The organism is Pseudomonas sp. OG7 (assembly GCF_014192825.1).
GTDB lineage: Bacteria > Pseudomonadota > Gammaproteobacteria > Pseudomonadales > Pseudomonadaceae > Aquipseudomonas > Aquipseudomonas monteilii.
In genome coordinates, this window is sequence record NZ_JACHYK010000001.1 from 1 (window position 1) to 26,807 (window position 26,807).

Genomic DNA, 26,807 nt, shown 5'->3' on the forward strand with positions numbered 1-26,807 from the left:
CCCTTTCAACGCCACCTTAACTATTTAACTCATTGAATATCAAGGAGTTTTTCGTTCCGATGTCGCTGGAAGTGGGGCGCATTATAAGGGGATTCGAAACCGCGTCAACCGTTAATTTCAAGAAACCTTAACATCGCTGAAAAGCAAAGCGGGGAGGCCTGACGGCCTCCCCGCTTTTCAGCAACACCGGACAGCTCTACAGCACGCCCGCATCACGCAAGCGCCGCACCTCTCCCGCTTGCAGCCCCAACACTTCCTCCAGCACCAACTCAGTGTGCTCACCCAACAGTGGCGGCGCCCGGCGATACTCCACTGGCGTCTCCGACAACCGTATCGGGCTTGCCACCTGCGGAACGCTACCCGCCAACGGATGGGGAATGCTCACCGCCAAACCCCGAGCCAGCACCTGAGGGTCCTGAAACATCTGCGCCAGGTCATTGATCGGCCCACATGGCACGCCCGCAGCTTCCAACTGGCTTACCCACTCCGCCGTGGTCTTGAACACCGTGGCCTGGCGGATCAAAGGAATCAGCTCCGCCCGGTTGGCTACCCGCAGCTTATTAGTGGCGAAACGCGGATCATCCGCCCATTGTGGCTGCCCGGCCACTTCGGCGAACTTGCGGAACTGACTGTCGTTGCCCACGGTAAGAATGAAGTCACCATCCGCCGTCGGGAAATCCTGGTAGGGCACTATATTGGGATGCGCATTACCTAGCCGGCGAGGCGGGACACCCGTAGTCAGGTAATTCATTGCCTGGTTCGCCAGGCAAGCCACCTGCACATCGAGCAATGCCATATCGACATGTTGCCCCACCCCGGCCTGATCCCGGTGGGCGAGGGCAGCGAGCATCGCCACCGTGGAATACAGCCCGGTAAGGATGTCGGTAAGCGCCACCCCCACCTTGACCGGCCCTGCACCTTCCTCGCCCTCCGGGCGACCGGTCAGGCTCATCAGCCCGCCCAACCCCTGAATCATGAAATCGTAACCCGCACGCTTGGCATAGGGGCCGGTCTGGCCAAACCCCGTGATGGAGCAATAGATAAGCTGCGGATTGATCGCCTTCAGGCTCTGGTAGTCCAACCCATAAGCAGCCAGACCGCCCACCTTGAAGTTCTCGATGACGATATCGGACTTGGCTGCCAGCTCACGCACCAGGCGCTGCCCCTCAGGCTGGGTGAAGTCGATGGTCACCGAGCGCTTGTTGCGGTTGGCCGACAGGTAATAAGCCGCCTCGCTGGTATTGTCACCCGCAGCATCCTTCAGGAAGGGCGGGCCCCACGCGCGCGTGTCATCACCACTGCCCGGGCGCTCGACCTTGATCACGTCAGCGCCCAGGTCAGCGAGAATCTGGCCAGACCATGGGCCAGCCAACACGCGCGAAAGGTCCAGCACCCGCAGATGTGATAGCGCGCCCATGGGCTGGCTCCTTATTAATAGAAGGCCTGGATACCGGTTTGCGCACGCCCCAGGATCAATGCATGCACGTCGTGCGTGCCTTCGTAGGTGTTGACGACCTCCAGGTTGACCAGGTGACGGGCCACGCCGAACTCGTCGGAGATGCCATTACCACCCAGCATGTCACGCGCCATGCGGGCAATATCCAGCGCCTTGCCGCAGGAGTTGCGCTTCATGATCGAAGTGATCTCCACCGCAGCCGTCCCTTCGTCCTTCATGCGCCCCAAGCGCAGGCAGCCCTGCAGTGCCAGGGTGATTTCGGTCTGCATGTCAGCCAGCTTCTTCTGGATCAGCTGATTGGCAGCCAGCGGGCGACCGAATTGCTGGCGATCCAGCGTGTACTGACGCGCAGTGTGCCAGCAGGCTTCCGCAGCACCCAGCGCCCCCCAGGAGATGCCATAACGGGCTGAGTTAAGGCAAGTGAACGGACCTTTGAGGCCGCGCACATCCGGGAAGATGTTCTCTTCTGGCACGAACACATTGTCCATGACGACTTCACCGGTAATGGAGGCGCGCAGGCCAACCTTGCCATGGATAGCCGGCGCACTCAGGCCTTCCCAGCCCTTTTCCAGCACAAAGCCGCGGATATCACCGGCATCGTCCTTGGCCCAGACCACGAATACATCAGCGATCGGGCTGTTGGTAATCCACATCTTGCTGCCGGTCAGGCGGTAGCCGCCATCTACCTTCCTGGCGCGGGTAATCATCGAGCCTGGGTCAGAGCCGTGGTTAGGCTCAGTCAGGCCGAAACAACCGATCCACTCACCACTGGCCAGCTTGGGCAGGTATTTCTGCTTTTGTGCTTCGGTACCGAACTCATTGATCGGGACCATGACCAGCGACGACTGCACACTCATCATCGAGCGGTAGCCCGAGTCGATACGCTCCACTTCACGCGCAATCAGGCCATAGCACACGTAGTTCAGGCCGCTGCCGCCGTACTGCTCAGGGATGGTGGCCCCCAGCAGGCCGACTTCACCCATCTCGCGGAAGATCGCCGGGTCAGTCTGCTCGTGGCGGAACGCTTCAAGTACACGAGGGGCCAGCTTGTCCTGGGCGAACTGATAAGCGCTGTCACGCACCATGCGCTCTTCTTCAGTGAGCTGCTGATCCAGCAGCAGCGGGTCGATCCAGTTGAAGCTTGCTTTACCGGCCATGAGCGAAATCCTCGAAATAGGGGGCAGTTTCTTGTGCCTTTGAGCCTAGGCCTGATCGGCCGCCGGGACAAACGAGGATTGCGCACCAATTAGTGATAATTTGTCACTTCGTAAATCGGCAAAACGCCATATTGACAGCCTTACAAGTGAGGTTGACGTACATGCGCCGCAAGATCCCCAGTACCGCCGCCTTGGTTTGCTTCGAGGCGGCAGCACGCAACGAGAGCTTTACCAAGGCCGCCCAGGAGCTGGCCCTGACCCAGGGCGCCGTTTGTCGCCAAATTGGCGGCCTGGAGGCCTTTCTCAATGTGGAACTGTTCCGACGCTCGCGCCGCGGCGTGAAGCTGACCGAAGCAGGCCTTTCCTATAGCCGTCAGGTTGCCACCCAACTGGACGCCGTGGAGCGCGATACCTTGTCGGTGATGGGCCAGCAGGGGGCCAGCGTGATCGAACTGGCAGTGGTGCCTACCTTCGGCACTCAATGGCTGCTTCCGCGCCTCAAGGACTTCCAGCAACGCCACCCGGAGGTCACGGTCAACCTCACCAACCGAACCCGACCATTCCTGTTCGCCGACACTTCGTTCGATGCCGCAATCTATTTCGGTGATGCTGACTGGTCCGGCACCCAGTCTCACCGGCTGATGGGGGAAAACCCGGTCCCCGTCTGCAGCCCGGCATTGCTGGCCGGGCAGGGCATGCTTGAAGCACAGCGCATCGCCCAACTACCTCTGCTGCAGCAAAGCACGCGCCCCTATGCCTGGCGGCAATGGTTCGGCAGCTTGGGGATGAATGTGGAGCGCGACATGACAGGGCCGCGCTATGAACTATTCTCGATGCTCGCCCAGGCGGCCATACATGAAATGGGGATCGCGCTGATTCCGCCGTTCCTGATCCAGCGCGAACTGGAGGAGGGTAGGCTGGTGGTCGCTAACAGGCATGCCCTCGATAGCGACAAGGCCTACTATCTAATGATTCCGGAGCGCAAGGTGGAATCGGCATCACTACGCGCCTTCCGGGACTGGCTGGTAAGCCAGGCTCACGCCTACACAGCAAGAAAATGAGCAGTGCGACAAATTGACCCTGTAGTCAATTATTTTAAACACCTACAGATATATGGATTTGTCGCATATCCGTAAACTGTTATGCAAGCCAGAAAATACCCTTTAACCCTGCTAAGCGCGCGGCCTTGCGGGTTATTTTGCGACACTCAGCGTGCCGTAAGCGAAATGACTGAAAAATTTTTGTTTTTTTCTCCTAATCTGCCAATAGCCCATGCTTGACGGGCTACAGCCTTACTGCTGCGACAAGCGGTCACAGGGTGACTTGTAGTTTTAACTTCGTTTCGCTCCAGAATCGGTTGAAGGCCCCTTGGTTCGTCTGCAAAATGCTTCGCCCGCCCGGGAACTGGCGGGTCGGCGCTCCACAACCGCCCCAGCGCACCATCCGAAGTGTGCTGGCTTTTACAAAGACAAAAGGTCACCGCAGGAGAAAAGTCGTGCACATTGGTGTTCCTCTCGAGACGCAGACCGGTGAGACAAGGGTCGCTGCGACCCCGGAAACCATCAAGAAACTGATTGGCCAGGGCCATCAGGTCACCGTCCAACGGGGGGCAGGGCTTAACGCCGCCATTCCGGACAGTGCCTATGAGGCCGTGGGTGCTTCCATGGGGAATGCCGCCGACGCCTACGGCGCCCAATTGGTACTCAAAGTGGTCGCCCCCAACGACCAGGAACTGACCCTGATCAACAGTGGCAGCCTTCTGGTGGGCATGCTCAACCCCTTCAACAGCGAACTGATCGGCAAAATGGCCGAACGCGGCATTACCGCCTTCGCCCTGGAAGCCGCACCGCGTACATCGCGGGCGCAAAGCCTGGACGTGCTGTCGTCGCAAGCCAACATCGCCGGTTACAAGGCTGTGTTGCTGGCGGCCCATCACTACCCGCGCTTCATGCCCATGCTGATGACCGCTGCCGGTACCGTTAAGGCCGCGCGCGTGTTGATTCTGGGTGCGGGCGTTGCCGGCCTGCAGGCCATCGCCACGGCCAAGCGCCTGGGCGCAGTGATCGAAGCGTCCGACGTACGCCCGGCCGTGAAAGAACAGATCGAGTCGCTGGGCGCCAAGTTCATCGACGTGCCCTACGAGACCGATGAGGAGCGCGAATGCGCCGAAGGGGTGGGTGGTTACGCCCGCCCGATGCCGGCCAGCTGGATGCAACGCCAGGCCCAGGCCGTGCATGAGCGCGCCAAGCAGGCGGATATCGTCATCACCACCGCACTGATCCCCGGCCGCAAGGCTCCGACCTTGCTCAGCGCCGAAACCGTCGCGCAAATGAAGCCTGGCTCGGTGGTCATCGACCTCGCTGCAGCCCAGGGTGGCAACTGTCCGCTGACGGTTGCTGACCAGGTCGTGCAGGAAAACGGCGTGACCATTGTCGGCCCGACCAACCTGCCTGCCCAAGTGGGTGCCGATGCCTCGGCGCTGTATGCACGCAACCTGCTGGACTTCATGAAGCTGCTGTTCGACAAGGACGGCGCACTGGTCATCAACCTCGAAGACGACATCGTCGCGGCCTGCCTCATGTGCCGCGATGGCCAGGTCGTCCGCAAGAACGGCTAAGGAGCACGACAATGGAAGATATGCTGATTTCCCACGGCATCTACAACCTGATCATCTTCGTGCTGGCCATCTATGTGGGCTACCACGTGGTCTGGAACGTCACCCCGGCATTGCACACCCCATTGATGGCGGTCACCAATGCCATCTCGGCAATCGTTATCGTCGGCGCCATGCTGGCCGCGGCCCTGACCGTTACCCCGGCAGGCAAGCTGATGGGCACCCTGGCCGTGGCCCTGGCCGCGGTCAACGTGTTCGGTGGCTTCCTGGTCACCCGCCGTATGCTTGAGATGTTCAAGAAGAAAGCCAAGAACGAGGGGCAGAAGTAAGCATGAGCATGAATCTGGTAACACTTCTGTACCTGGTTGCGTCGATCTGCTTCATCCAGGCGCTCAAGGGCCTGTCGCACCCGACCACTTCGCGGCGCGGCAACCTGTTCGGCATGATCGGCATGGGGATCGCCATCCTCACAACCGTCGGCCTTATCTATAAGCTGGGGGCAGAGCTTGCTACTGCCGGCATCGGCTACGTGATCGTCGGCCTGCTGGTTGGTGGTACCGCCGGTTCGATCATGGCCAAGCGCGTCGAAATGACCAAGATGCCGGAGCTGGTCGCCTTCATGCACAGCATGATCGGCCTTGCTGCGGTGTTCATTGCCATCGCCGCCGTGTTGGAGCCGCAGTCGATGGGCATCGTTGCCGCCATCACCGACCCGATCCCTACCGGCAACCGTCTGGAGTTGTTCCTGGGTGCTGCAATCGGTGCCATCACCTTCTCCGGCTCGGTAATCGCCTTCGGCAAGCTGTCGGGCAAGTACAAGTTCCGCCTGTTCCAGGGCGCACCGGTACAGTTCGCCGGCCAGCATAAGCTGAACCTGATCCTCGGCCTGACCACCATTGCCCTGGGCCTGCTGTTCACCTTCACCGGCCACTACAGTGCCTTCACCCTGATGCTGGTTCTGGCCTTCATCATGGGTGTGCTGATCATTATTCCGATCGGTGGCGCCGACATGCCGGTGGTGGTGTCGATGCTCAACAGCTACTCGGGCTGGGCTGCGGCCGGCATCGGTTTCTCGCTGAACAACTCGATGCTGATCATTGCAGGTTCGCTGGTAGGTTCGTCCGGCGCCATCCTCTCGTACATCATGTGCAAGGCGATGAACCGTTCGTTCTTCAACGTCATCCTTGGCGGCTTCGGCGGTGACACCGATACGGGTGCGGCGCAAGGCTCCAAAGAGCAGCGCCCGGTGAAGTCCGGCTCGGCCGACGACGCCACTTTCCTGCTCAGCAACGCCGACAGCGTAATCATCGTGCCGGGATATGGCCTGGCGGTGGCCCGTGCCCAGCACGCGCTGAAGGAGCTGACCGAAAAGCTGACCCACAACGGCGTAACCGTGAAGTACGCGATCCACCCAGTGGCAGGCCGCATGCCCGGGCACATGAACGTATTGCTGGCCGAGGCCGAAGTACCTTACGACCAGGTGTTCGAAATGGAAGACATCAACGCCGAATTCGGTCAGGCCGACGTGGTGTTGGTGCTGGGTGCCAACGATGTGGTCAACCCGGCGGCGAAGAACGATCCGAAATCGCCCATTGCCGGCATGCCGATCCTCGAAGCCTTCAAGGCCAAGACCATCATCGTCAACAAACGCTCCATGGCCAGCGGCTATGCCGGCCTGGACAACGAACTGTTCTACCTGGACAAGACCATGATGGTGTTCGGTGACGCCAAGAAAGTGATCGAAGACATGGTCAAGGCTGTGGACTGATACCCACGGCTGAAAACCAGCGGATATAAAGGAAGCCCCGGTCAGAATCTGCCGGGGCTTTTCTTTTATTGATCCGGATCAACGGCTCTACTTCAGGGCTTCTCATACGACCATGGTCGTGGGACGGCAATGGGCGAAATCTCTAGACTGCGCTGCAGTAGTTTCAGTAGCCCGAGATAACAATCCATGTACCGTGATCGTATCCGCTTGTCCTCCCTGCACAGCAAGGTAATGAGTGCGGCTGATGCCGCTGGTCTGATCGAGGACGGCATGACCGTCGGCATGAGCGGTTTCACCCGCGCCGGTGAAGCCAAAGCCGTACCGCATGCACTGGCCGAACGTGCCAAGCAGTCGCCACTGAAAATCAGCCTGATGACCGGCGCCAGCCTGGGCAACGACCTGGACAAGCAACTGACCGAGGCCGGCGTGCTGGCTCGCCGCATGCCATTCCAGGTCGACAGCACCCTGCGCAAGGCCATCAACGACGGCCAGGTGATGTTCATCGACCAGCACCTGTCGGAAACCGTCGAGCAACTGCGCAACCAGCAGCTGAAACTGCCGGACATCGCCGTCATCGAAGCCGTGGCCATTACCGAGCAAGGCCACATCGTGCCAACCACGTCGGTAGGCAACTCGGCCAGCTTCGCGATCTTCGCCAAGCAGGTGATTGTCGAGATCAACCTCTCGCACAACCCCAACCTGGAAGGCCTGCACGACATCTATATCCCGACCTACCGCCCGACCCGCACGCCAATCCCGCTGGTCAAGGTCGACGACCGTATCGGCAGCACCGCCATCCCGATCGACCCGGCCAAGATCGTCGGCATCGTCATCAGCGACCAGCCGGACTCCCCATCCACCGTGCTGCCGCCGGATGACGAAACCCAAGGCATTGCCGACCACCTGATCAACTTCCTCAAGAAAGAAGTTGAAGCTGGTCGCATGACCAACAAGCTCGGCCCGCTGCAGGCCGGTATCGGCAGCATTGCCAACGCCGTAATGTGCGGCCTGATCGAATCGCCGTTCGAGGACCTGACCATGTACTCCGAAGTACTGCAGGACTCCACCTTCGACCTGATCGATGCCGGCAAGCTGAGCTTCGCTTCGGGCAGCTCGATCACCTTGTCCACTCGCCGTAATGCCGACGTATTCGGCAACCTTGAGCGCTACAAGGACAAGCTGGTGCTGCGCCCGCAAGAGATCTCCAACCACCCGGAAGTGGTGCGTCGCCTGGGCATCATTGGTATCAACACCGCACTGGAGTTCGATATCTACGGCAACGTCAACTCCACCCACGTGTGCGGCACCAAAATGATGAACGGCATTGGTGGCTCGGGTGACTTCGCCCGTAACGCCCACCTGGCTGTGTTCGTCACCAAGTCGATTGCCAAAGGCGGCGCGATTTCCAGTGTGGTGCCGATGGTCAGCCATGTCGACCACACCGAGCACGACGTGGACATCCTGGTCACCGAGCAAGGCCTGGCCGACCTGCGTGGCTTGGCACCACGCGAGCGGGCACGGGCGATTATCGACAACTGTGTGCACCCAGACTACCGCGCTGCGCTGAACGATTACTTCGATCGTGCCTGCCAGCGTGGCGGCCATACCCCGCACATTCTGCGTGAAGCGCTGAGCTGGCACGAAAACCTGGAAGAAACCGGGCGCATGCTGGCTAGCTGATCAATTCGTGATCCGGAACAGCGTGTGCTGTTCCGGTCACGCGCTCTACAGGAGCGGCTTTAGCCGGGAATACCGGCACAGCCGGTGCCATCCTCCGTGTCGCCTGTTCCGCGGGCAAGCCCGATTCCGCAACACCCTTACAATCTCCATTAAAAACTGTTCTACTGTACTGGTATTTCTGCGAGTCCCTTCCTCCTGAAATCCCCCCATCAGTCAAAAACGCACCAATATCGTGCAGACCAGTACAGTTGCGCTTGTTTCGGGTGCAACAGTAGGGTTACACAGTTAACTGAGTCATCGTCTTTCAACTGAACTGTATCTACTGTTATGGACGACAGAGGAGGATCATTGGCATCAGTTAAATCACTACCTAATCCCGCCATAAGCGGAAGGATGAAGCATCATGGAACGTACCCTCAGTTCCGGTCTGGTTTTTGAAAGCAACGCCCAGCAATCCAACGCCTCGCTGCCGCTGCGCGCACTGTCCACCCTGCTGCTTTGGCAGCGCCGTATGGCTAGCCGCCGTCAATTGGCTCGCCTGGACGCCCGTCTGCTGGCCGACGCCGGTATCAGCGAGTCGCAGCGTTACGAAGAGCTGAGCAAGCCTTTCTGGCGCTAAGCACCGGCTTGCCGGCTTCGGCCGGCACCGCGAATTCCCGAAACCCGTTGCAGGTAACTGCAACGGGTTTTTTGCATTCAGGCCGCATGCTAGAACCTCTCGCAAACAAATAGGTACAGTTTTGATAATCCAAAAAAACATAGATACAGTTTGTTGGCGCGCTTTTCATTAACATCCAGAAACACCGGCGCGTGATACGCTTGGCTTCACAGTCTGGTAGAACCCACTGTTAAAAGTACCGTGACGAGCTGTGCGAGCGTCCGATAAGCAGAACCACCCGACCCTAGTCCAGGAGTCCACGATCATGTCCCGTAAATACCTGATTGGCGCCGCCCTGATGCTGAGCCTGGCCGGCACCGCAAACGCCACCAGCTTCGTTGTCACCACCGACGCCGTCGTTGGCGCGGTAGCCGCGTCCACCGATGCCACTTCCGATATCTCCTCCTCGTTCAAAGACGACAAGATCGTCAAGGCCGCCCGCGACGATGCCGCTGCCTTTGTTGGCAGCCAGGGCGACATCCGCGGTGCCAAACTGGAAAGCGCCTTCTTGCACATCCGCTCGCAAGCACCCGCGTTGCAGGCCAGCGATGCGCAACTGGCCCAGGCCATCCTGGCACTCTGACGCCAGCTGAGCCCTCTGGCTGTGCTGGTGGCTACCAGCACAGCCATCCAGCCTTTGCGCCCCACCTTTCCAGCTGTTGTAGAGCCCATGCGTTATCTGTTGCCGCTGCTGTTTTCTGTTGCAGGCATGGCCAGCGCCCATGCCATGGATACCACCACGCAAAGCCTGGTCATTACCGGCTATGTCACCAGCCAGGTCACCACTGCACCCTTCGATCGCAAACTGGTCCGCCAGGCGCGCGACGATGCGGCGGCCTTCGTGGCCAGCGACGGCCAGATCCGCGGTGTGCGGCTGGAAGCTGCGCTGGAATCATTACGCCACAATTGTGCACGGCACGCCGTCGGCGACCTGGAACTGGCGCAGGCAATTCTCGTCCAATAACTACACCTGACTCCCTGTATTTTTCGGAGATGCTCCATGCGTAAACCGCTGATTGCCGCTACCCTCGGCATGCTGCTGCTGGCCGACCTGGCCCAGGCACAGACCCTGGTGGCCACCAGCAATATCATCGTGCGTGCCTTTGGCCGCTCGATCGACTTCACCTCGGACACCACCACCTCGATTCGCGACTCCAAAGTGGTGCGCGAAGCCCATGACGACGCTGCAAGCTTCGTCGCCAGCAACGGTGACATTCGCGGCGCCCAGCTTGAGGCGGCCTTCAACACCCTGCGCGAGCGCGTGCCAGAAGCGCGTGGCGCCAGCGACCAGGTATTGGCCGAAGCCATCCTCGCACTGTGAAACGCGTGCGTGCCTGGCTGCTCGGCTGCGCCCTGACGCTGCCCGGCACGCCCGTATTGGCCGACCTGCAGCTTCAGCTGCAGGCAACCGGCCTGGACCCGCAGCAAACCCAAGCCACCCAGGCCCTGCTCGATGAGGCCTTGGGCAAGCTGCCCCCCCGATTCAAGCAGCAGCTGGACCGCCGCGTGCGGGTCAGCTGGAGCGACAGCATGCCGGCAGATGCCTACGGCCAGGCATCGCTGGTGTCCACCCTTGAGCTCAATCGACGCCTGCTGCCCGGTCTCACCGACGGCAGCGCTGCTACCGAACGCACCAACCGCCCCCATGGCACGGTGCGCGAAGAATTGCTGGCCACCGTGCTGCACGAGCTTACCCATATCTACGACCGTGCCCGGCTGTGGCCCGCTGCCGAGCATTCGCTGATTGCCCGCTGCAAGCGCCAGCAAGGCACGCTGGGCAAAATCGGCCTGCCCGAAGCGTGCCGGGGCCAGGCCGAACGCCGCTTCACCCTCAGCGACGACCCGCGTTTGCTCGACCTGGCGGGTTGGCAACAGTACGTAGGCCGTCGTGGCGAGCGCGAGCAGCACAATGGTCAGTTCGTGCGCAGCCCCGACAGTTATGAACTGAGCAGCCCCAAGGAGTACATCGCGGTCAACATGGAGTACTTCCTCCTCGACCCGAGCTACGGTTGCCGCCGCCCGGCGCTGAACCAGTACCTGCGCGAGCACTTCGGCTGGGCACCGCAACAGGACACCTGCGCCAAGGGCCTGCCGTTCATCAATGCCGGCAGCGACTTTGCCCGCCAGCCGCTGGGTGAAATCGACCCTGAGCGGGTCTATGAAGTGGACTACCTGCTGGCCGAAGCCAACCAGAATCTGGTCAGCCGCTGGGGCCACAGCATGCTGCGTCTGGTGATCTGCAAGCCGGGCCGCCCACGCGGGCCGGACTGCCGCCTGGACCTCGACCAGAGCCTGGTGCTGTCGTATCGCGCTTTCGTCAACGATGTGCAGCTGTCCAGCTGGGACGGCCTGGTCGGCAACTACCCCTCGCGGCTATTCGTGTTGCCGCTGGGCCAGGTAATCGACGAGTACACCAAGACCGAGCTGCGCAGCCTGGCTTCCGTGCCCTTGAGGCTAAACCGCGACGAAATCGAGCGCCTCGTACGCCAGGCCGCCGAAATGCACTGGAGCTACGACGGCAATTACTGGTTCCTGTCCAACAACTGTGCCGTGGAGTCGTTGAAATTGCTGCGCAGCGGTACCGCCAACCCACGCCTCAACGACCTCGACAGCATCATGCCCAACGGCTTGCTGGCAGTGCTCAAGGGCAGGGGGCTGGCAGACACCAGCGTGCTGGATGACCCGCGTGAGGCGCTGCGCCTGGGCTACCGGTTCGATTCCTATCGCGACCGCTACCAGGCCATGTTCGAGGTGCTGCGCAAACAGCTGCCGATCAAGCAGGCCCTGGTCGAAGACTGGCTGGCACTGGATGCCGAGCAGCGCCGTCCATGGTTTGCCAAGGCCGACCTGCGCACCAGCGCCGCGTTACTGCTGCTCGAACAGGCCAGCTTGCGCCGGCAACTGCTGCTGGCCCAGGACGAGGTCAAGCAGCGCTACCTGAATGCCGCTGCCTTGAAAGATGGCAGCGTCAGCAAGGCCGATGCGACCCTCAAGCAGATGCTCGCCAACAGCGGCTTTCTCAGCCGCCCGGCAGAACTGCTCGATGCCAAGGGCTACGGGCTGCCGCAGCCCGACGAGCGCAAGCACCTTGAGCAGGTGAGCAGCGAACGCCAGGCACAGTTGTTGCGTTTGAGCACCAGCCTGGACAAAGAGGTGAGGGCGCTGCTGGAGCCGTCTCGGGCCAAGGAAATTGCGGCTGTCGAGGCCAATGTGAAGCAGATTGGCGAACATTTGCGGGCACTGCACAAGGCAGCGGGAGGCCTGCAGCTGTGATGTTGCCTACAGTTTCTCTTCTGCCTCCGAAGGCAAATCCTCATCCAGGTGCAACCAAGGCAACCGGCTACCCACCCAGATATGCCGGTTGGCCCTGACCCGCTCCGGGTGATCTAGCGTCGCCACCGTCACATCGACCGTTTCCGGGCTATGGGTAGTCATCAGCGCCACATGCGCCCCGCACTGCCCACAGAAGTACCGGCTGCAACTGGCCGGCGCCACATAGCAGTTCGGCTCACCCGCCAACCACTGAAACCCCGCGCGGGGCAGGGTGAGCCAGGTCACCACCAACCCACCGCTTACCCGCCGGCAAATCGAACAATGGCAGTGGGCGATGTCTGTCAGGTCACCCACCAGCCGGTAACGCAAGGCGCCACAATGGCAGCCCCCTTCGGTCACATCCTGCATCACCTACCTCTCGTCGCCTTTGCTTCGGCGAAAGCTGGCTGAAAGCTTGCGCTCATAGGATAGCCCCCACTACCGGCACAAGACCGGTCAGCCAGGGCACCCGGTAATTACCGAGCCCGGCCCAATCAACAACAACAATGGTGATTCTGATGTATTCCTGTGCCCGCCTTTCTGCAGTCCCCCTCCGCATGCTCCCTGCGCAGCGCCCGACGCGCTGATCCGCCCGAATCGACATTCCTTTCGCCGCGCCACGCCTGGAGTATTGCCATGCTGACCTTCCTCGGCTTTGCCATGGTCATCACCTTCATGTACCTGATCATGACCAAGCGCCTGTCGGCCTTGATCGCGCTGATTCTGGTACCGATCCTGTTCGCCCTGTTCGGCGGTTTCTCCGCCAAGATCGGCCCCATGATGCTCGAAGGCATCAGCAAGCTCGCGCCCACCGGTGTGATGCTGATGTTCGCCATCCTCTATTTCGCCTTGATGATCGACTCCGGTCTGTTCGACCCGGCCGTGCGCAAGATCCTCAAACTGGTCAAGGGCGACCCGCTTAAAGTCTCTGTCGGTACCGCCGTGCTGGCCCTGGTGGTCTCGCTCGACGGTGACGGCGCCACCACCTACATGATCTGCTGCGCCGCCATGCTGCCGATGTACAGCCGCCTGGGCATGAGCCCGCGGATCATGGCCGGCCTGATCATCCTGGCCGGTGGGGTGATGAACATGACGCCGTGGGGTGGCCCGACCGCCCGCGCCGCCAGTGCCCTGCACGTAGACCCGTCGGACATTTTCGTACCGATGATCCCGGCCATGCTGTTCGGCGTGCTGGCAATTCTGGCCATCGCCTACATGTACGGTAAACGTGAACGTGCCCGCCTGGGTGAACTGCACCTGCCGACTGACGACATCGACCACAGCGAAATTACCGTTTCGCAGTACCCTGACGCGCGCCGGCCCAAACTGCTGTACTTCAACGGTGCCCTGACTGCTGCCCTGATGGTCGCACTGATTGCCGGTGTGCTGCCGCTGCCCGTGCTGTTCATGATTGCCTTCAGCATCGCCATGATCGTCAACTACCCGTGCCTGCAGCAGCAAAAGGATCGCATCGCCGCCCACGCTGGCAGCGTGCTGGCCGTGACCGGGCTGATCTTCGCCGCCGGTATCTTTACTGGCATCCTGTCGGGTACCGGCATGGTCGATGCCATGTCCAAGAGCCTGCTGGCCGTCATCCCCGAAGCACTGGGCCCTTACCTGGCGGTGATCACCGCGATCGTGAGCATGCCGTTCACCTTCTTCATGTCCAACGATGCCTTCTACTACGGCGTGCTGCCGGTACTGGCCGAAGCCGCCAGCCACTACGGCATCACCCCGGTGGAAATGGCCCGTGCATCGATCGTCGGGCAACCGGTTCACCTGCTTAGCCCCTTGGTGCCGTCGACCTACCTGCTGGTGGCCCTGGCCGGCATCGAGTTTGGCGATCATCAGCGCTTCACGCTCAAGTGGGCAGTGCTGGTATGCCTGTGCATAATGTTCGCCGCGCTGCTGATGGGCATTTTCCCGCTGTTCAGTAGTCTTTAATAAACGCGTATTAGTCTGACGCGACGCGCCTCGACAGGGGCGTGTCGCCTTTATCGTTCGAAGGAAAACACATGGAATGGCTGACCAGCCCGGAAATCTGGGTTGCCTTTTTCACCCTTACCGCGCTTGAGATCGTCCTCGGTATCGACAACATCATCATGATCTCGATCCTGGTCAGCCGCATGCCCAAGCACATGCAGCCACGCACCCGGATCTTCGGCCTGGCCCTGGCCATGGTCACCCGTATCATGCTGCTGCTATCGATTACCTGGGTCATGCGCCTTACCGCCGACCTGTTCGTGGTGTTCGGCCAAGGCATCTCCGGACGTGACCTGATCCTGTTCTTCGGTGGCCTGTTCCTGCTGTGGAAAAGCTCGCAAGAGATCTACCACGGCCTGGAAGGCGAGGACGAAAACGCCGAAGAGCCGAAAGGTGCGGGCGGCAAGTTCTTCTACACCATCATCCAGATCGCCATCATCGACATCGTGTTCTCGCTGGACTCGGTAATTACTGCGGTGGGTATGGTTTCCCACGTACCGGTGATGATTGCCGCCATCGTCGTTGCCGTGCTGGTGATGATGCTGTGCGCCGGCGCCATCAGCAATTTCATCGACAAGCACCCGTCGCTGAAGATGCTCGCGCTGTCGTTCCTGATCGTGGTCGGTACCGTGCTGATCGCCGAAGCGTTCGAGGTGCATGTGCCGAAGGGCTACGTCTACTTCGCCATGGCCTTCTCGCTGGCGGTGGAAGCCATCAACATCCGCATGCGCACCGCCCTGGCCCGCAAGGAAGGCAAAGAGCATGAGCCGGTGAAACTGCGCAAGGACATTCCGGGTCAGTAAGACCAGGAAGCGCAAACCACAAAGGGTCCTTCGCAGGGCCCTTTTTCATGTCTGATCGGTTTCAAACACATGACAGCCATGCGAAGCTGGCGACAGCTGCGCAAAACAACTAAAGCTTTGAGTGAGCACCGAAAATTCTTCAAACGCTCACGTTTCTTTTCTTGGCCCGCTGGGCCAGTGCAACAGGGGGCTTTCGCCATGCTGACCCTGCTCAACCTGCTCTCGGCCGTGACGCTTCTGGTCTGGGGCACCCACATCGTACGTACCGGCATTCTCCGCGTGTTCGGCTCGAACCTGCGGCGCATCATTAGCCAGAACATGGACAAGCGCCCGCTGGCGTTCATTGCCGGCATACTGGTCACGGCCATGGTGCAGAGCAGTAACGCCACGGCCATGCTGGTCACGTCCTTCGTCGGCCAGGGCCTGATGGCCATGACCCCGGCCCTGGCGATCATGCTGGGTGCCGATGTGGGTACCGCGCTGATGGCCCGGGTACTCACTTTCGACCTGTCCTGGCTATCACCCCTGCTGATATTCCTGGGCGTGATCTTCTTCCTCTCACGTAAGCAGACACGGGCTGGCCAACTGGGCCGTGTCGGTATCGGGCTTGGCCTGATCATCCTGGCACTGGAGCTGATCGTGCAGGCAGCTGCGCCGATCACCCACGCCCAAGGCGTGAAAGTGCTGTTTGCTTCGCTGACCGGCGACATCATGCTCGACGCCTTGGTCGGCGCCATGTTCGCCATGATTTCCTATTCCAGCCTCGCCGCCGTGCTGCTTACCGCAACATTGGCCGGTGCCGAGGTCATCAGCCTGCCGGTGGCCATTGGCCTTGTGGTCGGTGCCAACATCGGTAGCGGCTTACTGGCCTTCATCAGCACCAGCATGCAGAACACTGCCGGGCGCCGTGTGGCGTTGGGCAGCTTGCTCTACAAGCTGATCGGCCTGCTGCTGATCATCCCTGTGCTGCACCCATTGGTGGAGTGGATGGACTCGCTCAGCTTCAGCCCGCAAGAGCTGGTCATCGGCTTCCACCTGCTCTACAACACCCTGCGCTGCCTGCTCATGCTGCCCACGGTCAAACTCATGGGCCGGCTGTGCAACAGCCTGCTGCCCGAGCGGGAAAACGGCAACGGCCAGATCCGACCGCGCCACCTCGACGCCTCGGCACTGGAAACACCCAGCCTGGCGCTTGCCAACGCTGCCCGCGAAACCCTGCGTCTGGGCGATATCGTCGACAGCCTGCTTGAAGCCATGCTGGGGGCCCTGCGCGGCACCCAGACTGCCCTGCCACAGCAGGTTCGCGCCCTGGGTGAGGATGCCGACGCCCTGTACAGCGCCATCAAGCTTTACCTTGCGCAGATGTCGCGCGAAGATCTCAGCGAGCAGGACAACCGCCGCTGGGCCGAGATCATCGAGCTGGCCATCAACCTCAAGCTCGCCTGCGACCTCATCGAGCGCATGTTGCGCAAGGTCCAGCAGCAGAAAACCAGCCAGCGCCGGGAGTTTTCCCAGGTGGGGCTGGAAGAGCTGACCGGGCTGCAAGAGCAATTGTTAGCCAACCTGCGCCTTGGCCTGTCGGTATTCCTTAGCGCCGACCCGGAAAGCGCCCGCTTGCTGCTCAAGGAAAAACGCCGTTTTCGCGCCCAGGAACGGCGCCTGGCGCATGCCCACGTCAGCCGCTTGCAGCGTAAGGTGGTGCAAAGCATCGAAACCAGTTCGCTACACTTGGAGCTGATCGCCGACATGAAGCGGTTGAACTCTTTGTTCTGCAGCAGTGCCTATGTGGTACTGGGCGGCTCCGACACCGGCGGGCTGATGCTCGACAGTGTGCCGGACGAAGCCCGCCTGCCGTGAATGCCTACCTGAGGACCGAAGCTCGCCCATGCGTTGCCTGATGTTCGTTTGCCTGCTGATCTGCAGCCTGCCCTCATTGGCCCTCGACCGCTCGCGGGTTGAGGGCTACCTGCTGCCCAACGGCCTGCAGGTCATTCTAAAAAACGGCTACGAGCGCGACCATGTGGCGATTCGCCTGGTGGTCGGGGTGGGCCTGGACGACTTCGATTGCGAACAGAAAGAGCTGCCGCACCTGCTTGAGCACCTGCTGTTCAGCGGCATCGACGAAACCGGCGAGGGCGGCCTTGAAGAGCGCCTGCAATCGCTCGGCGGCGAGTGGAATGCCTACACCAGCAGCGCCGACACCACGTTTGTCATCGAAGCCCCCGCACGCAACCAGCGAAAAGTGCTCGACCTGCTGCTGGCGGTAATCCGCGACACCCGTATCGATGACAAAGCCCTGGTCACCGCCAAGCGCATCATCGAGCGCGAAGATGGTGGCCACTATGGGCACCTGCAGCGCTGGCTCGACCGCCAGGATATCGGCCACCCTGCCAGTGACCAGCTGGCGACCGAGCTGGGCCTGAAATGTCCGGAGCGCTCCAATATCGACGACATGACCCTGGAGCAGGTACAAGCCTTGCGTGACCGCTGGTACGCCGCCAACAACATGACCCTGATCATGGTCGGCGGCCTCGATCGCTTGCTGCCAGCCTACCTGGAACGCACCTTTGGCGAACTGCCAGCCACCGAGCCGGAAGAACGCCGCAACCTGGAAAGCATTACCCAGCAGGCCGAGCAGCGCCGCGACCTGACCCGGGGCTGGTTGGGCGATAGCGTCAAGCTGCATTGGTTGTTCATCGAGCCGGTCCTGGACAACGACCATCAGGCCACCCTCGACCTGCTGTCGCGTTACCTGGACTGGGCGCTGTACGACCAGCTACGCCTGCGCAACGGGCTGTCCTACGGGCCATCGGTGCAGCGTGAAAGCTTTGGCGATACCGGCCTGCTCAGCCTCAATGCCGACCTGGAACGCGACGACATCGACAAGGCGGTGAAGGTGATGCGGGCGTTGTTCGAGCACCTGCGCAAGGAAGGCCTCGACCCGGACACCTTCGCCCGCGTCAAGGACGCCAGCGTTGCCAAGGAAAGCTGGAGCACCCAGGGCAACAGTGCCTTGGCCGACTACTATTGGGGGGCGCTGAACGACTACACCGACGGGCGCTTTGCCAACCCGGTGCGCAAGTTGCGACAGGTTAGCCTGGAGCAGGCCAATGAGGCGCTGAAGGCATTGCTGAAGGAAGAGGGTTACTTGCGTATCGAGAAGCCGTTGCTTGGCTATGACGAGCTGTACGGGCTGGCCGCGCTGGTGGTGGGGGTGATATTGGCGGCCGGGTTGCTGCGCTGGCGGCGGCATGGCCCGCAACGGCCGAGTGGTGCTACACGAGAACGGTAGATCAGCGGTATCCTTTTGCCAGTACCGGCCTCTTCGCGGGCATGCCCGCGAAGAGGCCCGGCACAGCCACCTCATCCTTTCTGTTGTAGCCCCTAATGCCCCAAATACCCCGCATAGTCCTGCGCATCATCGAACTGCTCAAACGCTACCCCGGCATCATCGCGCTCTGTGGTTTCCTCTCTGGTATCGGCAGCTTCATCCTGGTCGACCGCCAAGCTGGCCTGGCAAGCTGGGTAGCCGTGCTCATGCTGATCAGCTGGGTCTGGCTGATGCTGGAGAACACCCTGACCGGCCTGTTCGCCCGCACCTTCAATCGCGAAATCCCGCAGCCGCTGCTGCGCTACGCGACGCAGATGATCCACCAGGAAACGCTGTTTTTCGTGCTGCCGTTCTTCTTCATCACCACCACCTGGAACAGCGGCCAGCTGGTGTTTACCGGTTTGCTCGGCGCCGCAGGCCTGATTTCGATCATCGACCCGCTGTACTACAAGTGGCTGGCGCCTCGGCGCTGGCTGTTCCTGGCGCTGCATACCCTGACATTGTTTGCCGCCCTGCTGACCGCGCTGCCGATCATCCTGCACCTGACCACCGCGCAAAGCTTCAAGCTGGCCCTGATCGCCGCCATGGCCCTGTCGTTCCCCAGCCTGGCCAGCAGCTTCCCGATCAATACCTGGCGGCGCGGCGTCGCCTTGGTGCTGGTTACCCTGTCGGTGGGTGCCGGGGGCTGGCTGCTGCGTTCCTGGGTGCCGCCGGCCACCCTGTGGATGACCGAAGTGGCGGTGAGCACCGAAGTGCTGAATCGCCAACCGGGCGACTCGCTGGACGAAATAGCCGCCAGCCGCATTCGCAGCAGCGGCCTGTATGCCTACACCGCCATCAACGCACCACGCGGCCTGAACGAGCGGATTTACCACGTGTGGCAGAAGGACGGCAAAGAGGTCGACCGCATCGCTCTGGACATCCACGGCGGGCGCAAGGAAGGCTACCGGGCCTGGACCCACAAGCAGAACTTCCCGCCAAACCCGGTGGGCAAATGGCAGGTGCGGGTGTTGACCGAGGATGGCCAAGTGATTGGCGTGCTGCGCTTCAAGGTGGTCGATGACGCGCCGGCGCAGTGATTGAATGGGGGCCGCTTTGCGGCCTCCAAACCCAACAGACAGCACATAATCACCAAACAGCCCATGCCTGCTGCGCTATGATCAGCCCCAAAGCCTTAGCGCCGAGTCAGTAGCATGGAGCCAATGCCCCCCCCCAGTGCCACCCTGGACACCAGCAGCCAACCGGCCTGCCTGCGTATAACCGGTGACTGGACCCTGGCGCACTACGCCAGCCTCAAGCGCGAGAGCGAACGCCTGCGAGCGCAGTCCACCCCCGACACCGTCGCCGACCTCAGCCAGCTGGGCCGCCTGGACACTGCGGGCGCCTCGTTGCTGGCCGAACTGCTGGGTTCCGAGCGCCTGTCCCACTGCACCCAAGACCTGCCCAAAGCCAGCCGTGCGCTGCTCAAGACCGTTTACTGTTCGGTGCAGGACTACTGCATCCCGGTCAAGGAACCCGAGCGCAATGTGCTGATCTTGCTGCTGGAACGCATCGGCCGCGCCGTCGGCACGTTGTGGCAGGACAGCATGCAATTGCTGGGCTTTGTCGGCGTGATCCTCGAAACCTTGCTGCGTCGAGCCCTGCAACCACACCGCTGGCGCATTACCCCGGTTGTGGCCCACATCGAGCAGACCGGCCTGGACGCCGCCCCTATCGTCGCCTTGCTGACCTTCCTGGTGGGTGCGGTGGTGGCCTTTCTCGGCGCCACGGTGCTGGCCGACTTCGGTGCAACGGTCTTCACGGTCGACCTGGTGGCATTCTCGTTTCTGCGCGAGTTCGCCGTGCTGCTCACCGCCATCCTCATGGCCGGCCGCACCGCCAGCGCGTTCACCGCGCAGATCGGCTCGATGAAGGCCAACGAGGAAATCGACGCCATCCGCACCCTGGGCCTGAACCCGATGGAACTGCTGGTGGTTCCACGGGTACTTGCACTGCTGATCTCACTGCCACTGCTCACCTTCGTCGCGATGATTTGCGGCATTGTCGGTGGCGCAGTGGTATGCGCCCTGACGCTGGATATCTCACCGGCCATGTTCCTTTCACTGCTGCAAAGCGACATCGGCGTGCAGCACTTCCTGGTGGGCCTGGCCAAGGCGCCGTTCTTCGCCTTCCTTATCGCGGCCATCGGCTGCCTGGAAGGCTTCAAGGTCAGTGGCAGCGCCGAGTCGGTAGGCGCGCATACAACATCGGCAGTGGTGCAATCGATTTTCGTGGTCATCGTGCTGGACGCGGTGGCTGCCCTGTTCTTCATGGAGATGGGCTGGTGAGTGGCCAGGAAACCGTTATCGAGGCGCGCGGCATCTGCAACCGCTTCGGCCGCCAGGTGGTGCATGAAAACCTCGACCTGGACTTGTACCGCGGCGAAATCCTCGCCGTGGTAGGCGGTTCGGGCAGCGGCAAGTCGGTGCTGCTGCGCAGCATCATTGGCCTGCGCCGGCCCAACGAAGGGCAGATCAAGGTGTTTGGCCAGGACCTCGCCGGCCTGCGTGAAGCGCAGCGTTCCCTGGTCGAGCGGCGCTTTGGCGTGTTGTTCCAGAAGGGCGCGCTGTTCTCTTCGCTGACCGTTACCGAGAACGTGGCCTTGCCGCTGATCGAACACGCCGGGCTGTCCCGCGCCGACGCCGAACACCTGGCAGGCGTTAAGCTGGCCCTGGCCGGGCTGCCGATATCCGCCGCCGACAAGTACCCGTCTTCGCTGTCGGGGGGCATGATCAAACGTGCCGCGCTGGCCCGAGCCCTGGCTCTGGACCCTGACATCCTGTTCCTCGATGAACCCACCGCAGGCCTGGACCCGATCGGCGCTGCCGCGTTCGACCAGCTGATCCTTACCCTGCGCGATGCCCTTGGCCTGTCGGTGTTCCTCATCACCCACGACCTCGACACCCTGTACACCATCACCGACCGCATCGCGGTGCTGTCACAAAAGAAGGTTTTGGTGGCCGGCCCGCTGGCTGAAGTCGAGCAGACCAACGACGCCTGGATTCAAGAATACTTTCATGGCCCCCGCGGGCGTGCAGCCGAGCAGGCCGCCACCCGTGCCGGGCAGGAGCGCTGAGCAATGGAAACCCGAGCCCATCACGTACTAATCGGCCTGGTCACCGTCCTGGTGGTGGCCGGCGCCATGTTGTTTGGCCTGTGGCTGACCAAGTCCAGTGTCGATGACGCGTTCAAGGACTACGAAGTGGTGTTCAACGAGGCCGTTTCCGGCCTGTCCCGTGGCAGCCCGGTGCAGTACAACGGCATCAAGGTGGGCGATGTGTCCACCTTGCGCCTGGACCCGAAAGACCCGCGCCGGGTACTGGCCCGCGTTCGTCTGAGCGGCGATACCCCGGTGAAGGAAGACACCCAGGCCAAACTGACCCTGGCCGGCGTAACCGGCAACGCGTTCATCCAGCTCAGCGGCGGCACGCCACAGAGCCCCGAGCTGAAGGGCAAGGACGGTAAGCTGCCGGTCATCATCGCCTCGCCGTCGCCCATCTCGCGCCTGCTCAATGACAGCAGCGACCTGGTCACCAACATCAACATGCTGTTGCACAACGCCAACCAGATGTTCTCCGAAGACAATATCGGCCACCTCAGCAGCACCTTGGCCAACCTCGACAAGACCACCGGCGCCTTCGCCGGCCAGCACGGCAGCATCGCCGAGGCCATTGAGCAACTGGTGCTGGTAGGCAAGCAGGCCAGCGCCACCCTGGTCGAAACCCAAACGTTGATGCGCAATGCCAACGGGCTGCTGGGCAGCGAAGGCAAACAGGCGATCGGCAGCGCCGAGCAGGCCATGCAGTCGCTGGCCGAAAGCACTGCCACCATCAACAATCTGCTGAAAAACAACAGCGAGGCCATCGGCGACGGCGCCCAGGGCCTGAACCAGCTCACACCTGCCATTCGCGAACTGCGCGAAACCCTTAACGCACTCAAAGGTATTTCCCGGCAACTGGAGGCCGACCCCAGCGGCTACCTGCTCGGCCGCGACAACAACAAGGAGTTCCAGCCATGAAACCGTCGCTGCGCCTGCTGGCCCTGGCGGCCGCGCTGAGCCTGGCCAGTGCCTGCTCGATCCTGCCCAAGAGCGAGCCCGTCGACCTCTATCGCTTGCCGGTTAACCAGCCCAGCCGCACCGCAGCGCCGCTGGACTGGTCATTGCGGCTGAACAAGCCGCTGGCCAGTGAAGTGCTGGCCGGCCCGCGCATTGCCGTGATTCCACAGGGCGATGTGGTCAGCAGCTACAAAGGTGCACGCTGGAGCGATGCCGCCCCGGTGCTGCTGCGCAATCGCCTGCTCGATGGCTTCCAGCGTGATGGCCAGGTACAGCGCCTGAGCGCCGACGACAGCAACCTGCAGGCCGACTACGAGCTGGCTGGCGAGCTGCAGGCATTCCAGAGTGAGTACCGCCCGGGCGGCGCGGTGGAGGTGGTGATTCGCTATGACGCTCGGCTGGTTCAGGGCCGTAACCAGCGCATCCTCGCCAGCAAGCGTTTCGAGGTCCGCCAGCCGCTGGCCGACAAGCAGGTGTCAGCGGTGGTCGCCGGTTTCGGCCAGGCCAGCGACCAGCTGGTGGGGCACGTTGTGACCTGGACCGTCGACCAGGCCAGCCAGGCACAGCGCAAAGTTCAGGCGAAGAACCAGTAGCAGACGAAGATCGCTGCGACCACGCCAGAGAACTCGGCCAGCAGTGCGCAACCGACCGCGTGGCGCACGCGCTGGATACCCACCGCGCCAAAGTACACGGCCAGCACGTAGAAGGTCGTTTCAGTACTGCCCTGGATGGTCGCCGCTACCAGGGCCGGGAAGCTGTCTACACCCTGCGTCTGCATGGTCTCGATCAGCATGGCCCGCGCTGCGCTGCCGGAGAACGGCTTGACCAGCGCTGTGGGCAGGCCCTCGACGAAGCGGGTGTCCAGGCCCAGCCAGTTCACCGCATGGCGGATACCGTCCAGGGCCAGCTCCAGCGCGCCTGAAGCACGCAGTACACCCACCGCTACCAGCATCGCCACCAGGTAGGGCAGCAGGTTCTTGGCCACATCGAAGCCTTCCTTGGCCCCATCGACAAAGGCTTCATACACCTTGACCCGCTTCAGGGCGCCAATCACCAGGAACAGCATGATCACGCCAAACAGTGTGAGGTTGCCCAGGACCGACGACAGGCTGGCCAGCGCGGCGGCCGACAGGGTGCCGAGAAACGCCATGAAGCCTCCCAGCAGCAACGCGCCGGGAATGAAGTAGGCGAGCACCACCGGGTCCCATAGACGCAGGCGCTGCATAACCGCCACCGACAGCAGCCCGACCAAGGTCGAGACACTGGTGGCCAGCAGGATGGGCAGGAACACCATGGTCGGGTCTGGCGCGCCTTGCTGGGCCCGGTACATGAAGATGGTCACCGGCAGCAGCGTCAGCGACGAGGCGTTGAGCACCAGGAACAGGATCTGCGCGTTGCTGGCCGTAGTGCTGCTGGGGTTGAGCTCCTGCAGCGCACGCATGGCCTTCAGGCCAATCGGCGTGGCGGCATTGTCCAGCCCCAGGCCATTGGCCGCGAAGTTCATGGTGATCAGGCCCAGGGCAGGGTGGCCGGGCGGCACTTCCGGCATCAGGCGGGCGAACAGCGGGCCCAACACCTTGGCCAGCCATTCAACGATACCGGCCTTTTCGGCGATCTTGAGAAAGCCCAGCCACAGGGTCAGTGTGCCGAACAGCAGCACCATCACCTCGACCGACAGCTTGGCCATGGCGAAGATGCTTTCGACCATTGCCGCGAAGATCCCGGCATTACCACCTACCAGCCATTGGGCCAGGGCGGACACTGCCGCCACCAGGAAAAAGCCAAGCCAAAGGCCGTTGAGCATCCGCGTATTCCCCCTGAAAAATGCCCGAATGATAGCGGAAGTTGCTTGTACCGGGGCCTGCGATCCAGACAGACAACAAAAAGCCCCGACAAGTCGGGGCTTTTTGGGACAGCAATCAGGTTCAGCGCTTGGCGGCTTCGCCAACCACTGCGGCTTCCTGTTTGTCGGCCATCAGCGAGGCGTAGTACTTCTCGCCCTTGGCAGCGTCGTACATGCCTTCCCAGCGAGCGATGACCAACGCAGCCAGGGCGTTGCCTACAACGTTCAGCGCGGTACGGGCCATGTCCATGATGCGGTCGACACCGGCGATGAAGGCCAGGCCTTCGAGCGGGATGCCCACGCTGCCCAGGGTGGCCAGCAGCACCACGAACGACACGCCCGGCACACCAGCGATGCCTTTGGAAGTGACCATCAGGGTCAGCACCAGCAGCAGCTGCTGGCTCCACGACAGGTCGATACCGTAGAGCTGGGCGATGAAGATGGCCGCGATGCTCTGGTACAGGGTCGAACCGTCGAGGTTGAAGGAGTAGCCCGTCGGTACCACGAACGAGCAGATCGACTTCGGCGCGCCGTACTTCTCCATCTTCTCGATCACGCGCGGCAGCACGGTTTCGGAGCTGGAGGTGGAGTAGGCCAGAATCAGCTCATCTTTCATGATGCGCATGATCTTGATCACCGAGAAGCCGAACACGCGGGCAACCAGGCCCAGCACCATGAAGGCGAAGAAGGCGATGGCGAAATACACCAGCAGTACCAGCTTGGCCAACGGCAGCAGCGAGCTGAAGCCGAAGTTGGCCACGGTCACGGCAATCAGGGCGAACACACCGATCGGGGCATAGTTCATGATCATGTGGGTGACCTTGAACATGGTTTCCGATACGGCCTGGAAGGTGCGTACCAGCGGGTCGCGCAGCTCGGCCTGCAGGCTCGACAGGCCCAGGCCGAACATGACCGAGAAGAAGATGATCGGCAGCATTTCGCCACGCATCAGCGCTGCGAAGATGTTCGACGGAATCAGGTTCAGCAGGGTCTCGATGAACGCGTGCTCATGCTGTACCTCGGCCGCAGTGGCCTGGTACTTGGAGATGTCCACGGTACCCAGGGTGCTCATGTCGATGCCGGCGCCCGGGTGGAACAGGTTGGCCAACACCAGGCCCACGACGATGGCGATGGTGGTCACCACTTCGAAGTAGATGATGGTCTTCAGGCCGATGCTGCCCAGTTTTTTCGCATCGCCAACCCCGGCGATACCCACGATCAACGACGAAATCACGATCGGGACGACGATCATCTTGATCAGGCGAATGAAGATGTCACCGGCGGGCTGGAGGACGTTGCTGATCCACCATGCCTTTTCTGCACTGAAATGATTCAGTAGCGCGCCGATTGCAACGCCCAGGACCAGACCGATGACGATCTGCCAGGCGAGGCTCAGTTTTGCCTTCTTCATGTCTTTACCCTTTGTTCTAGTGGTCATGGCACCCGACGAAAACACGCGTAACAGAGCCATCGGCAAGGCCTCTGGCTTCAAGCGCACCCATCTGGCGACTTCATGTAAGGACACCGCAGGCGAGCGACAGGGCGCTCTGACCAGCGAAAAAGGCGGCAACTATTGCGATGGGAAAGGGGGAAATCTAATGCCGGAAGCGCATGACCCATGCCGATCATGCATAGTGATTCATGCCAAAACAGAGGGTTCGCAAGTGCTTGATTTATAACGTTCGGAATCCCGAACAAGACCAAACCGCCATTTTTCGGCAGATTTGACCGTACACAAAGGGCATGAAAGATGGCTTGTTCGACAATCCGAATGGCCGAAATACCACTTGAAGAAGGGCTCGCAAGGCCGAAAAAAATTTGATGTACGGTCGAGACAAAATGTGTCTCAAGGATGAAATCGCGCAAGGAAGAGGGCGTTTCCTACATGGCTCCTCGGAAGTCAGGTCTGGCCAGGTATCCCTTTGACACCGCCGACCTGATACTTCCGATTCCGCCTTTCCTGACCCGGCCCATCGCTGGAGGCACTCCCTGTACCCCTAGGCCACTCCGATCCTGAAACAATCAGAACAGCCCGGCCCCTTGGTCATGTGCTGCCCCTCCTCGGGGCGGCGCATCATAGAAGGCTGAAATATAGAAAGGTTCAGC

At 61.5% G+C, this 26,807-nt stretch carries 24 protein-coding genes; 19 read left to right on the top strand and 5 right to left on the bottom strand.

Going from position 1 to position 26,807, the window contains the following annotated elements:
- Nucleotides 1-196: 196 nt before the first annotated feature.
- Entirely contained in the window at nucleotides 197-1,417 is a 1,221-nt protein-coding gene (locus tag FHW75_RS00005) for a CaiB/BaiF CoA-transferase family protein (RefSeq protein ID WP_019099180.1), read from the bottom strand.
- Between the two features lie 14 nt (nucleotides 1,418-1,431).
- The gene (locus FHW75_RS00010; protein WP_019099181.1) at nucleotides 1,432-2,613 is read right to left on the bottom strand and encodes an acyl-CoA dehydrogenase; all 1,182 of its coding nucleotides are present in this window, start codon (nucleotides 2,611-2,613) and stop codon (nucleotides 1,432-1,434) included.
- A 161-nt stretch (nucleotides 2,614-2,774) separates the two neighbouring features.
- Between FHW75_RS00010 and FHW75_RS00015 the strand changes: the two genes are divergently transcribed.
- The 10 genes from FHW75_RS00015 (at nucleotide 2,775) to FHW75_RS00060 (ending at nucleotide 12,606) form a co-directional block, all read left to right on the top strand.
- Nucleotides 2,775-3,674: a LysR family transcriptional regulator gene (locus tag FHW75_RS00015; RefSeq protein WP_183673001.1), complete on the top strand. Its 900-nt coding sequence runs from the start codon at nucleotides 2,775-2,777 to the stop codon at nucleotides 3,672-3,674.
- 434 nt (nucleotides 3,675-4,108) lie between these two features.
- Nucleotides 4,109-5,230, top strand: coding sequence for a Re/Si-specific NAD(P)(+) transhydrogenase subunit alpha (locus FHW75_RS00020; RefSeq protein WP_019099182.1), 1,122 nt, complete (start codon nucleotides 4,109-4,111; stop codon nucleotides 5,228-5,230).
- An 11-nt stretch (nucleotides 5,231-5,241) separates the two neighbouring features.
- Complete coding sequence (locus FHW75_RS00025) at nucleotides 5,242-5,556, top strand: NAD(P) transhydrogenase subunit alpha (protein ID WP_016484308.1); 315 nt, start codon at nucleotides 5,242-5,244, stop codon at nucleotides 5,554-5,556.
- Between the two features lie 2 nt (nucleotides 5,557-5,558).
- A complete protein-coding gene (locus tag FHW75_RS00030; protein ID WP_019099183.1) occupies nucleotides 5,559-6,995 on the top strand; it encodes an NAD(P)(+) transhydrogenase (Re/Si-specific) subunit beta in 1,437 nt (478 codons plus the stop codon).
- 186 nt (nucleotides 6,996-7,181) lie between these two features.
- The gene (locus FHW75_RS00035) at nucleotides 7,182-8,675 is read left to right on the top strand and encodes an acetyl-CoA hydrolase/transferase family protein (protein WP_016712872.1); all 1,494 of its coding nucleotides are present in this window, start codon (nucleotides 7,182-7,184) and stop codon (nucleotides 8,673-8,675) included.
- A gap of 403 nt (nucleotides 8,676-9,078) precedes the next feature.
- Nucleotides 9,079-9,294, top strand: a complete 216-nt coding sequence (locus FHW75_RS00040; RefSeq protein WP_003256968.1) for a DUF1127 domain-containing protein — start codon at nucleotides 9,079-9,081, stop codon at nucleotides 9,292-9,294.
- A 304-nt stretch (nucleotides 9,295-9,598) separates the two neighbouring features.
- Complete coding sequence (locus FHW75_RS00045) at nucleotides 9,599-9,916, top strand: DUF2388 domain-containing protein (protein ID WP_016712871.1); 318 nt, start codon at nucleotides 9,599-9,601, stop codon at nucleotides 9,914-9,916.
- 87 nt (nucleotides 9,917-10,003) lie between these two features.
- Nucleotides 10,004-10,297, top strand: coding sequence for a DUF2388 domain-containing protein (locus tag FHW75_RS00050; RefSeq protein WP_016712870.1), 294 nt, complete (start codon nucleotides 10,004-10,006; stop codon nucleotides 10,295-10,297).
- Between the two features lie 36 nt (nucleotides 10,298-10,333).
- The gene (locus FHW75_RS00055) at nucleotides 10,334-10,654 is read left to right on the top strand and encodes a DUF2388 domain-containing protein (protein ID WP_012316830.1); all 321 of its coding nucleotides are present in this window, start codon (nucleotides 10,334-10,336) and stop codon (nucleotides 10,652-10,654) included.
- Nucleotides 10,651-12,606 carry a DUF4105 domain-containing protein gene (locus FHW75_RS00060; protein WP_019099184.1) on the top strand — a complete coding sequence of 652 codons (1,956 nt, stop codon included), beginning with the start codon at nucleotides 10,651-10,653 and terminating at the stop codon, nucleotides 12,604-12,606. Before FHW75_RS00055 ends, FHW75_RS00060 begins: the two co-directional genes overlap by 4 nt.
- A 6-nt stretch (nucleotides 12,607-12,612) precedes the next feature.
- Here the strand turns inward: FHW75_RS00060 and FHW75_RS00065 are convergent, their stop codons facing one another.
- Nucleotides 12,613-13,014, bottom strand: coding sequence for a GFA family protein (locus tag FHW75_RS00065; RefSeq protein ID WP_019099185.1), 402 nt, complete (start codon nucleotides 13,012-13,014; stop codon nucleotides 12,613-12,615).
- Nucleotides 13,015-13,281: 267 nt separating this feature from the next.
- Between FHW75_RS00065 and FHW75_RS00070 the strand changes: the two genes are divergently transcribed.
- The 9 genes from FHW75_RS00070 to FHW75_RS00110 all read left to right on the top strand — a co-directional run bounded on the left by FHW75_RS00070 (nucleotide 13,282) and on the right by FHW75_RS00110 (nucleotide 23,451).
- Nucleotides 13,282-14,589, top strand: coding sequence for a CitMHS family transporter (locus FHW75_RS00070; protein WP_016712867.1), 1,308 nt, complete (start codon nucleotides 13,282-13,284; stop codon nucleotides 14,587-14,589).
- A 71-nt stretch (nucleotides 14,590-14,660) separates the two neighbouring features.
- Nucleotides 14,661-15,431: a TerC family protein gene (locus FHW75_RS00075; protein WP_016712866.1), complete on the top strand. Its 771-nt coding sequence runs from the start codon at nucleotides 14,661-14,663 to the stop codon at nucleotides 15,429-15,431.
- A 198-nt stretch (nucleotides 15,432-15,629) separates the two neighbouring features.
- Nucleotides 15,630-17,288 carry a Na/Pi cotransporter family protein gene (locus tag FHW75_RS00080; RefSeq protein ID WP_019099186.1) on the top strand — a complete coding sequence of 553 codons (1,659 nt, stop codon included), beginning with the start codon at nucleotides 15,630-15,632 and terminating at the stop codon, nucleotides 17,286-17,288.
- A 28-nt stretch (nucleotides 17,289-17,316) separates the two neighbouring features.
- Nucleotides 17,317-18,723, top strand: coding sequence for a pitrilysin family protein (locus tag FHW75_RS00085; protein ID WP_025754197.1), 1,407 nt, complete (start codon nucleotides 17,317-17,319; stop codon nucleotides 18,721-18,723).
- 95 nt (nucleotides 18,724-18,818) lie between these two features.
- Nucleotides 18,819-19,841 (top strand): DUF5924 family protein, encoded by a 1,023-nt coding sequence (locus tag FHW75_RS00090; RefSeq protein ID WP_019099188.1) that lies wholly within the window; start codon nucleotides 18,819-18,821, stop codon nucleotides 19,839-19,841.
- A 114-nt stretch (nucleotides 19,842-19,955) separates the two neighbouring features.
- Nucleotides 19,956-21,089 carry an ABC transporter permease gene (locus FHW75_RS00095; protein ID WP_183673003.1) on the top strand — a complete coding sequence of 378 codons (1,134 nt, stop codon included), beginning with the start codon at nucleotides 19,956-19,958 and terminating at the stop codon, nucleotides 21,087-21,089.
- A complete protein-coding gene (locus tag FHW75_RS00100; RefSeq protein ID WP_016712861.1) occupies nucleotides 21,086-21,877 on the top strand; it encodes an ABC transporter ATP-binding protein in 792 nt (263 codons plus the stop codon). The genes FHW75_RS00095 and FHW75_RS00100 overlap by 4 nt, the downstream gene beginning before the upstream one ends.
- Nucleotides 21,878-21,880: 3 nt before the next feature.
- Nucleotides 21,881-22,819 (top strand): MlaD family protein, encoded by a 939-nt coding sequence (locus tag FHW75_RS00105; RefSeq protein ID WP_183673005.1) that lies wholly within the window; start codon nucleotides 21,881-21,883, stop codon nucleotides 22,817-22,819.
- A complete protein-coding gene (locus FHW75_RS00110) occupies nucleotides 22,816-23,451 on the top strand; it encodes an ABC-type transport auxiliary lipoprotein family protein (protein WP_019099191.1) in 636 nt (211 codons plus the stop codon). The genes FHW75_RS00105 and FHW75_RS00110 overlap by 4 nt, the downstream gene beginning before the upstream one ends.
- Here the strand turns inward: FHW75_RS00110 and FHW75_RS00115 are convergent.
- Together FHW75_RS00115 and gltP are read right to left on the bottom strand one after the other, a co-directional pair.
- Nucleotides 23,433-24,662: a nucleoside recognition domain-containing protein gene (locus FHW75_RS00115; RefSeq protein WP_019099192.1), complete on the bottom strand. Its 1,230-nt coding sequence runs from the start codon at nucleotides 24,660-24,662 to the stop codon at nucleotides 23,433-23,435. The two genes, FHW75_RS00110 and FHW75_RS00115, sit on opposite strands and share 19 nt — an antisense overlap.
- A 121-nt stretch (nucleotides 24,663-24,783) precedes the next feature.
- Complete coding sequence (gltP, locus tag FHW75_RS00120; RefSeq protein WP_016712857.1) at nucleotides 24,784-26,112, bottom strand: glutamate/aspartate:proton symporter GltP; 1,329 nt, start codon at nucleotides 26,110-26,112, stop codon at nucleotides 24,784-24,786.
- Nucleotides 26,113-26,807: the final 695 nt, after the last annotated feature.

Bases quoted from the DNA above. Each gene is read 5' to 3' on its own strand.
- FHW75_RS00035 (WP_016712872.1), top strand. From the start codon at position 7,182: ATGTACCGTGATCGTATCCGCTTGTCCTCCCTGCACAGCAAGGTAATG.
- FHW75_RS00110 (WP_019099191.1), top strand. From the start codon at position 22,816: ATGAAACCGTCGCTGCGCCTGCTGGCCCTGGCGGCCGCGCTGAGCCTG.
- FHW75_RS00115 (WP_019099192.1), bottom strand. From the start codon at position 24,662: ATGCTCAACGGCCTTTGGCTTGGCTTTTTCCTGGTGGCGGCAGTGTCC.
- FHW75_RS00105 (WP_183673005.1), top strand. From the start codon at position 21,881: ATGGAAACCCGAGCCCATCACGTACTAATCGGCCTGGTCACCGTCCTG.
- FHW75_RS00005 (WP_019099180.1), bottom strand. From the start codon at position 1,417: ATGGGCGCGCTATCACATCTGCGGGTGCTGGACCTTTCGCGCGTGTTG.
- FHW75_RS00045 (WP_016712871.1), top strand. From the start codon at position 9,599: ATGTCCCGTAAATACCTGATTGGCGCCGCCCTGATGCTGAGCCTGGCC.
- gltP (WP_016712857.1), bottom strand. From the start codon at position 26,112: ATGAAGAAGGCAAAACTGAGCCTCGCCTGGCAGATCGTCATCGGTCTG.
- FHW75_RS00080 (WP_019099186.1), top strand. From the start codon at position 15,630: ATGCTGACCCTGCTCAACCTGCTCTCGGCCGTGACGCTTCTGGTCTGG.
- FHW75_RS00075 (WP_016712866.1), top strand. From the start codon at position 14,661: ATGGAATGGCTGACCAGCCCGGAAATCTGGGTTGCCTTTTTCACCCTT.
- FHW75_RS00085 (WP_025754197.1), top strand. From the start codon at position 17,317: ATGCGTTGCCTGATGTTCGTTTGCCTGCTGATCTGCAGCCTGCCCTCA.
- FHW75_RS00025 (WP_016484308.1), top strand. From the start codon at position 5,242: ATGGAAGATATGCTGATTTCCCACGGCATCTACAACCTGATCATCTTC.
- FHW75_RS00070 (WP_016712867.1), top strand. From the start codon at position 13,282: ATGCTGACCTTCCTCGGCTTTGCCATGGTCATCACCTTCATGTACCTG.
- FHW75_RS00090 (WP_019099188.1), top strand. From the start codon at position 18,819: ATGCCCCAAATACCCCGCATAGTCCTGCGCATCATCGAACTGCTCAAA.
- FHW75_RS00040 (WP_003256968.1), top strand. From the start codon at position 9,079: ATGGAACGTACCCTCAGTTCCGGTCTGGTTTTTGAAAGCAACGCCCAG.
- FHW75_RS00095 (WP_183673003.1), top strand. From the start codon at position 19,956: ATGGAGCCAATGCCCCCCCCCAGTGCCACCCTGGACACCAGCAGCCAA.
- FHW75_RS00065 (WP_019099185.1), bottom strand. From the start codon at position 13,014: ATGCAGGATGTGACCGAAGGGGGCTGCCATTGTGGCGCCTTGCGTTAC.
- FHW75_RS00050 (WP_016712870.1), top strand. From the start codon at position 10,004: ATGCGTTATCTGTTGCCGCTGCTGTTTTCTGTTGCAGGCATGGCCAGC.
- FHW75_RS00055 (WP_012316830.1), top strand. From the start codon at position 10,334: ATGCGTAAACCGCTGATTGCCGCTACCCTCGGCATGCTGCTGCTGGCC.
- FHW75_RS00030 (WP_019099183.1), top strand. From the start codon at position 5,559: ATGAGCATGAATCTGGTAACACTTCTGTACCTGGTTGCGTCGATCTGC.
- FHW75_RS00010 (WP_019099181.1), bottom strand. From the start codon at position 2,613: ATGGCCGGTAAAGCAAGCTTCAACTGGATCGACCCGCTGCTGCTGGAT.
- FHW75_RS00015 (WP_183673001.1), top strand. From the start codon at position 2,775: ATGCGCCGCAAGATCCCCAGTACCGCCGCCTTGGTTTGCTTCGAGGCG.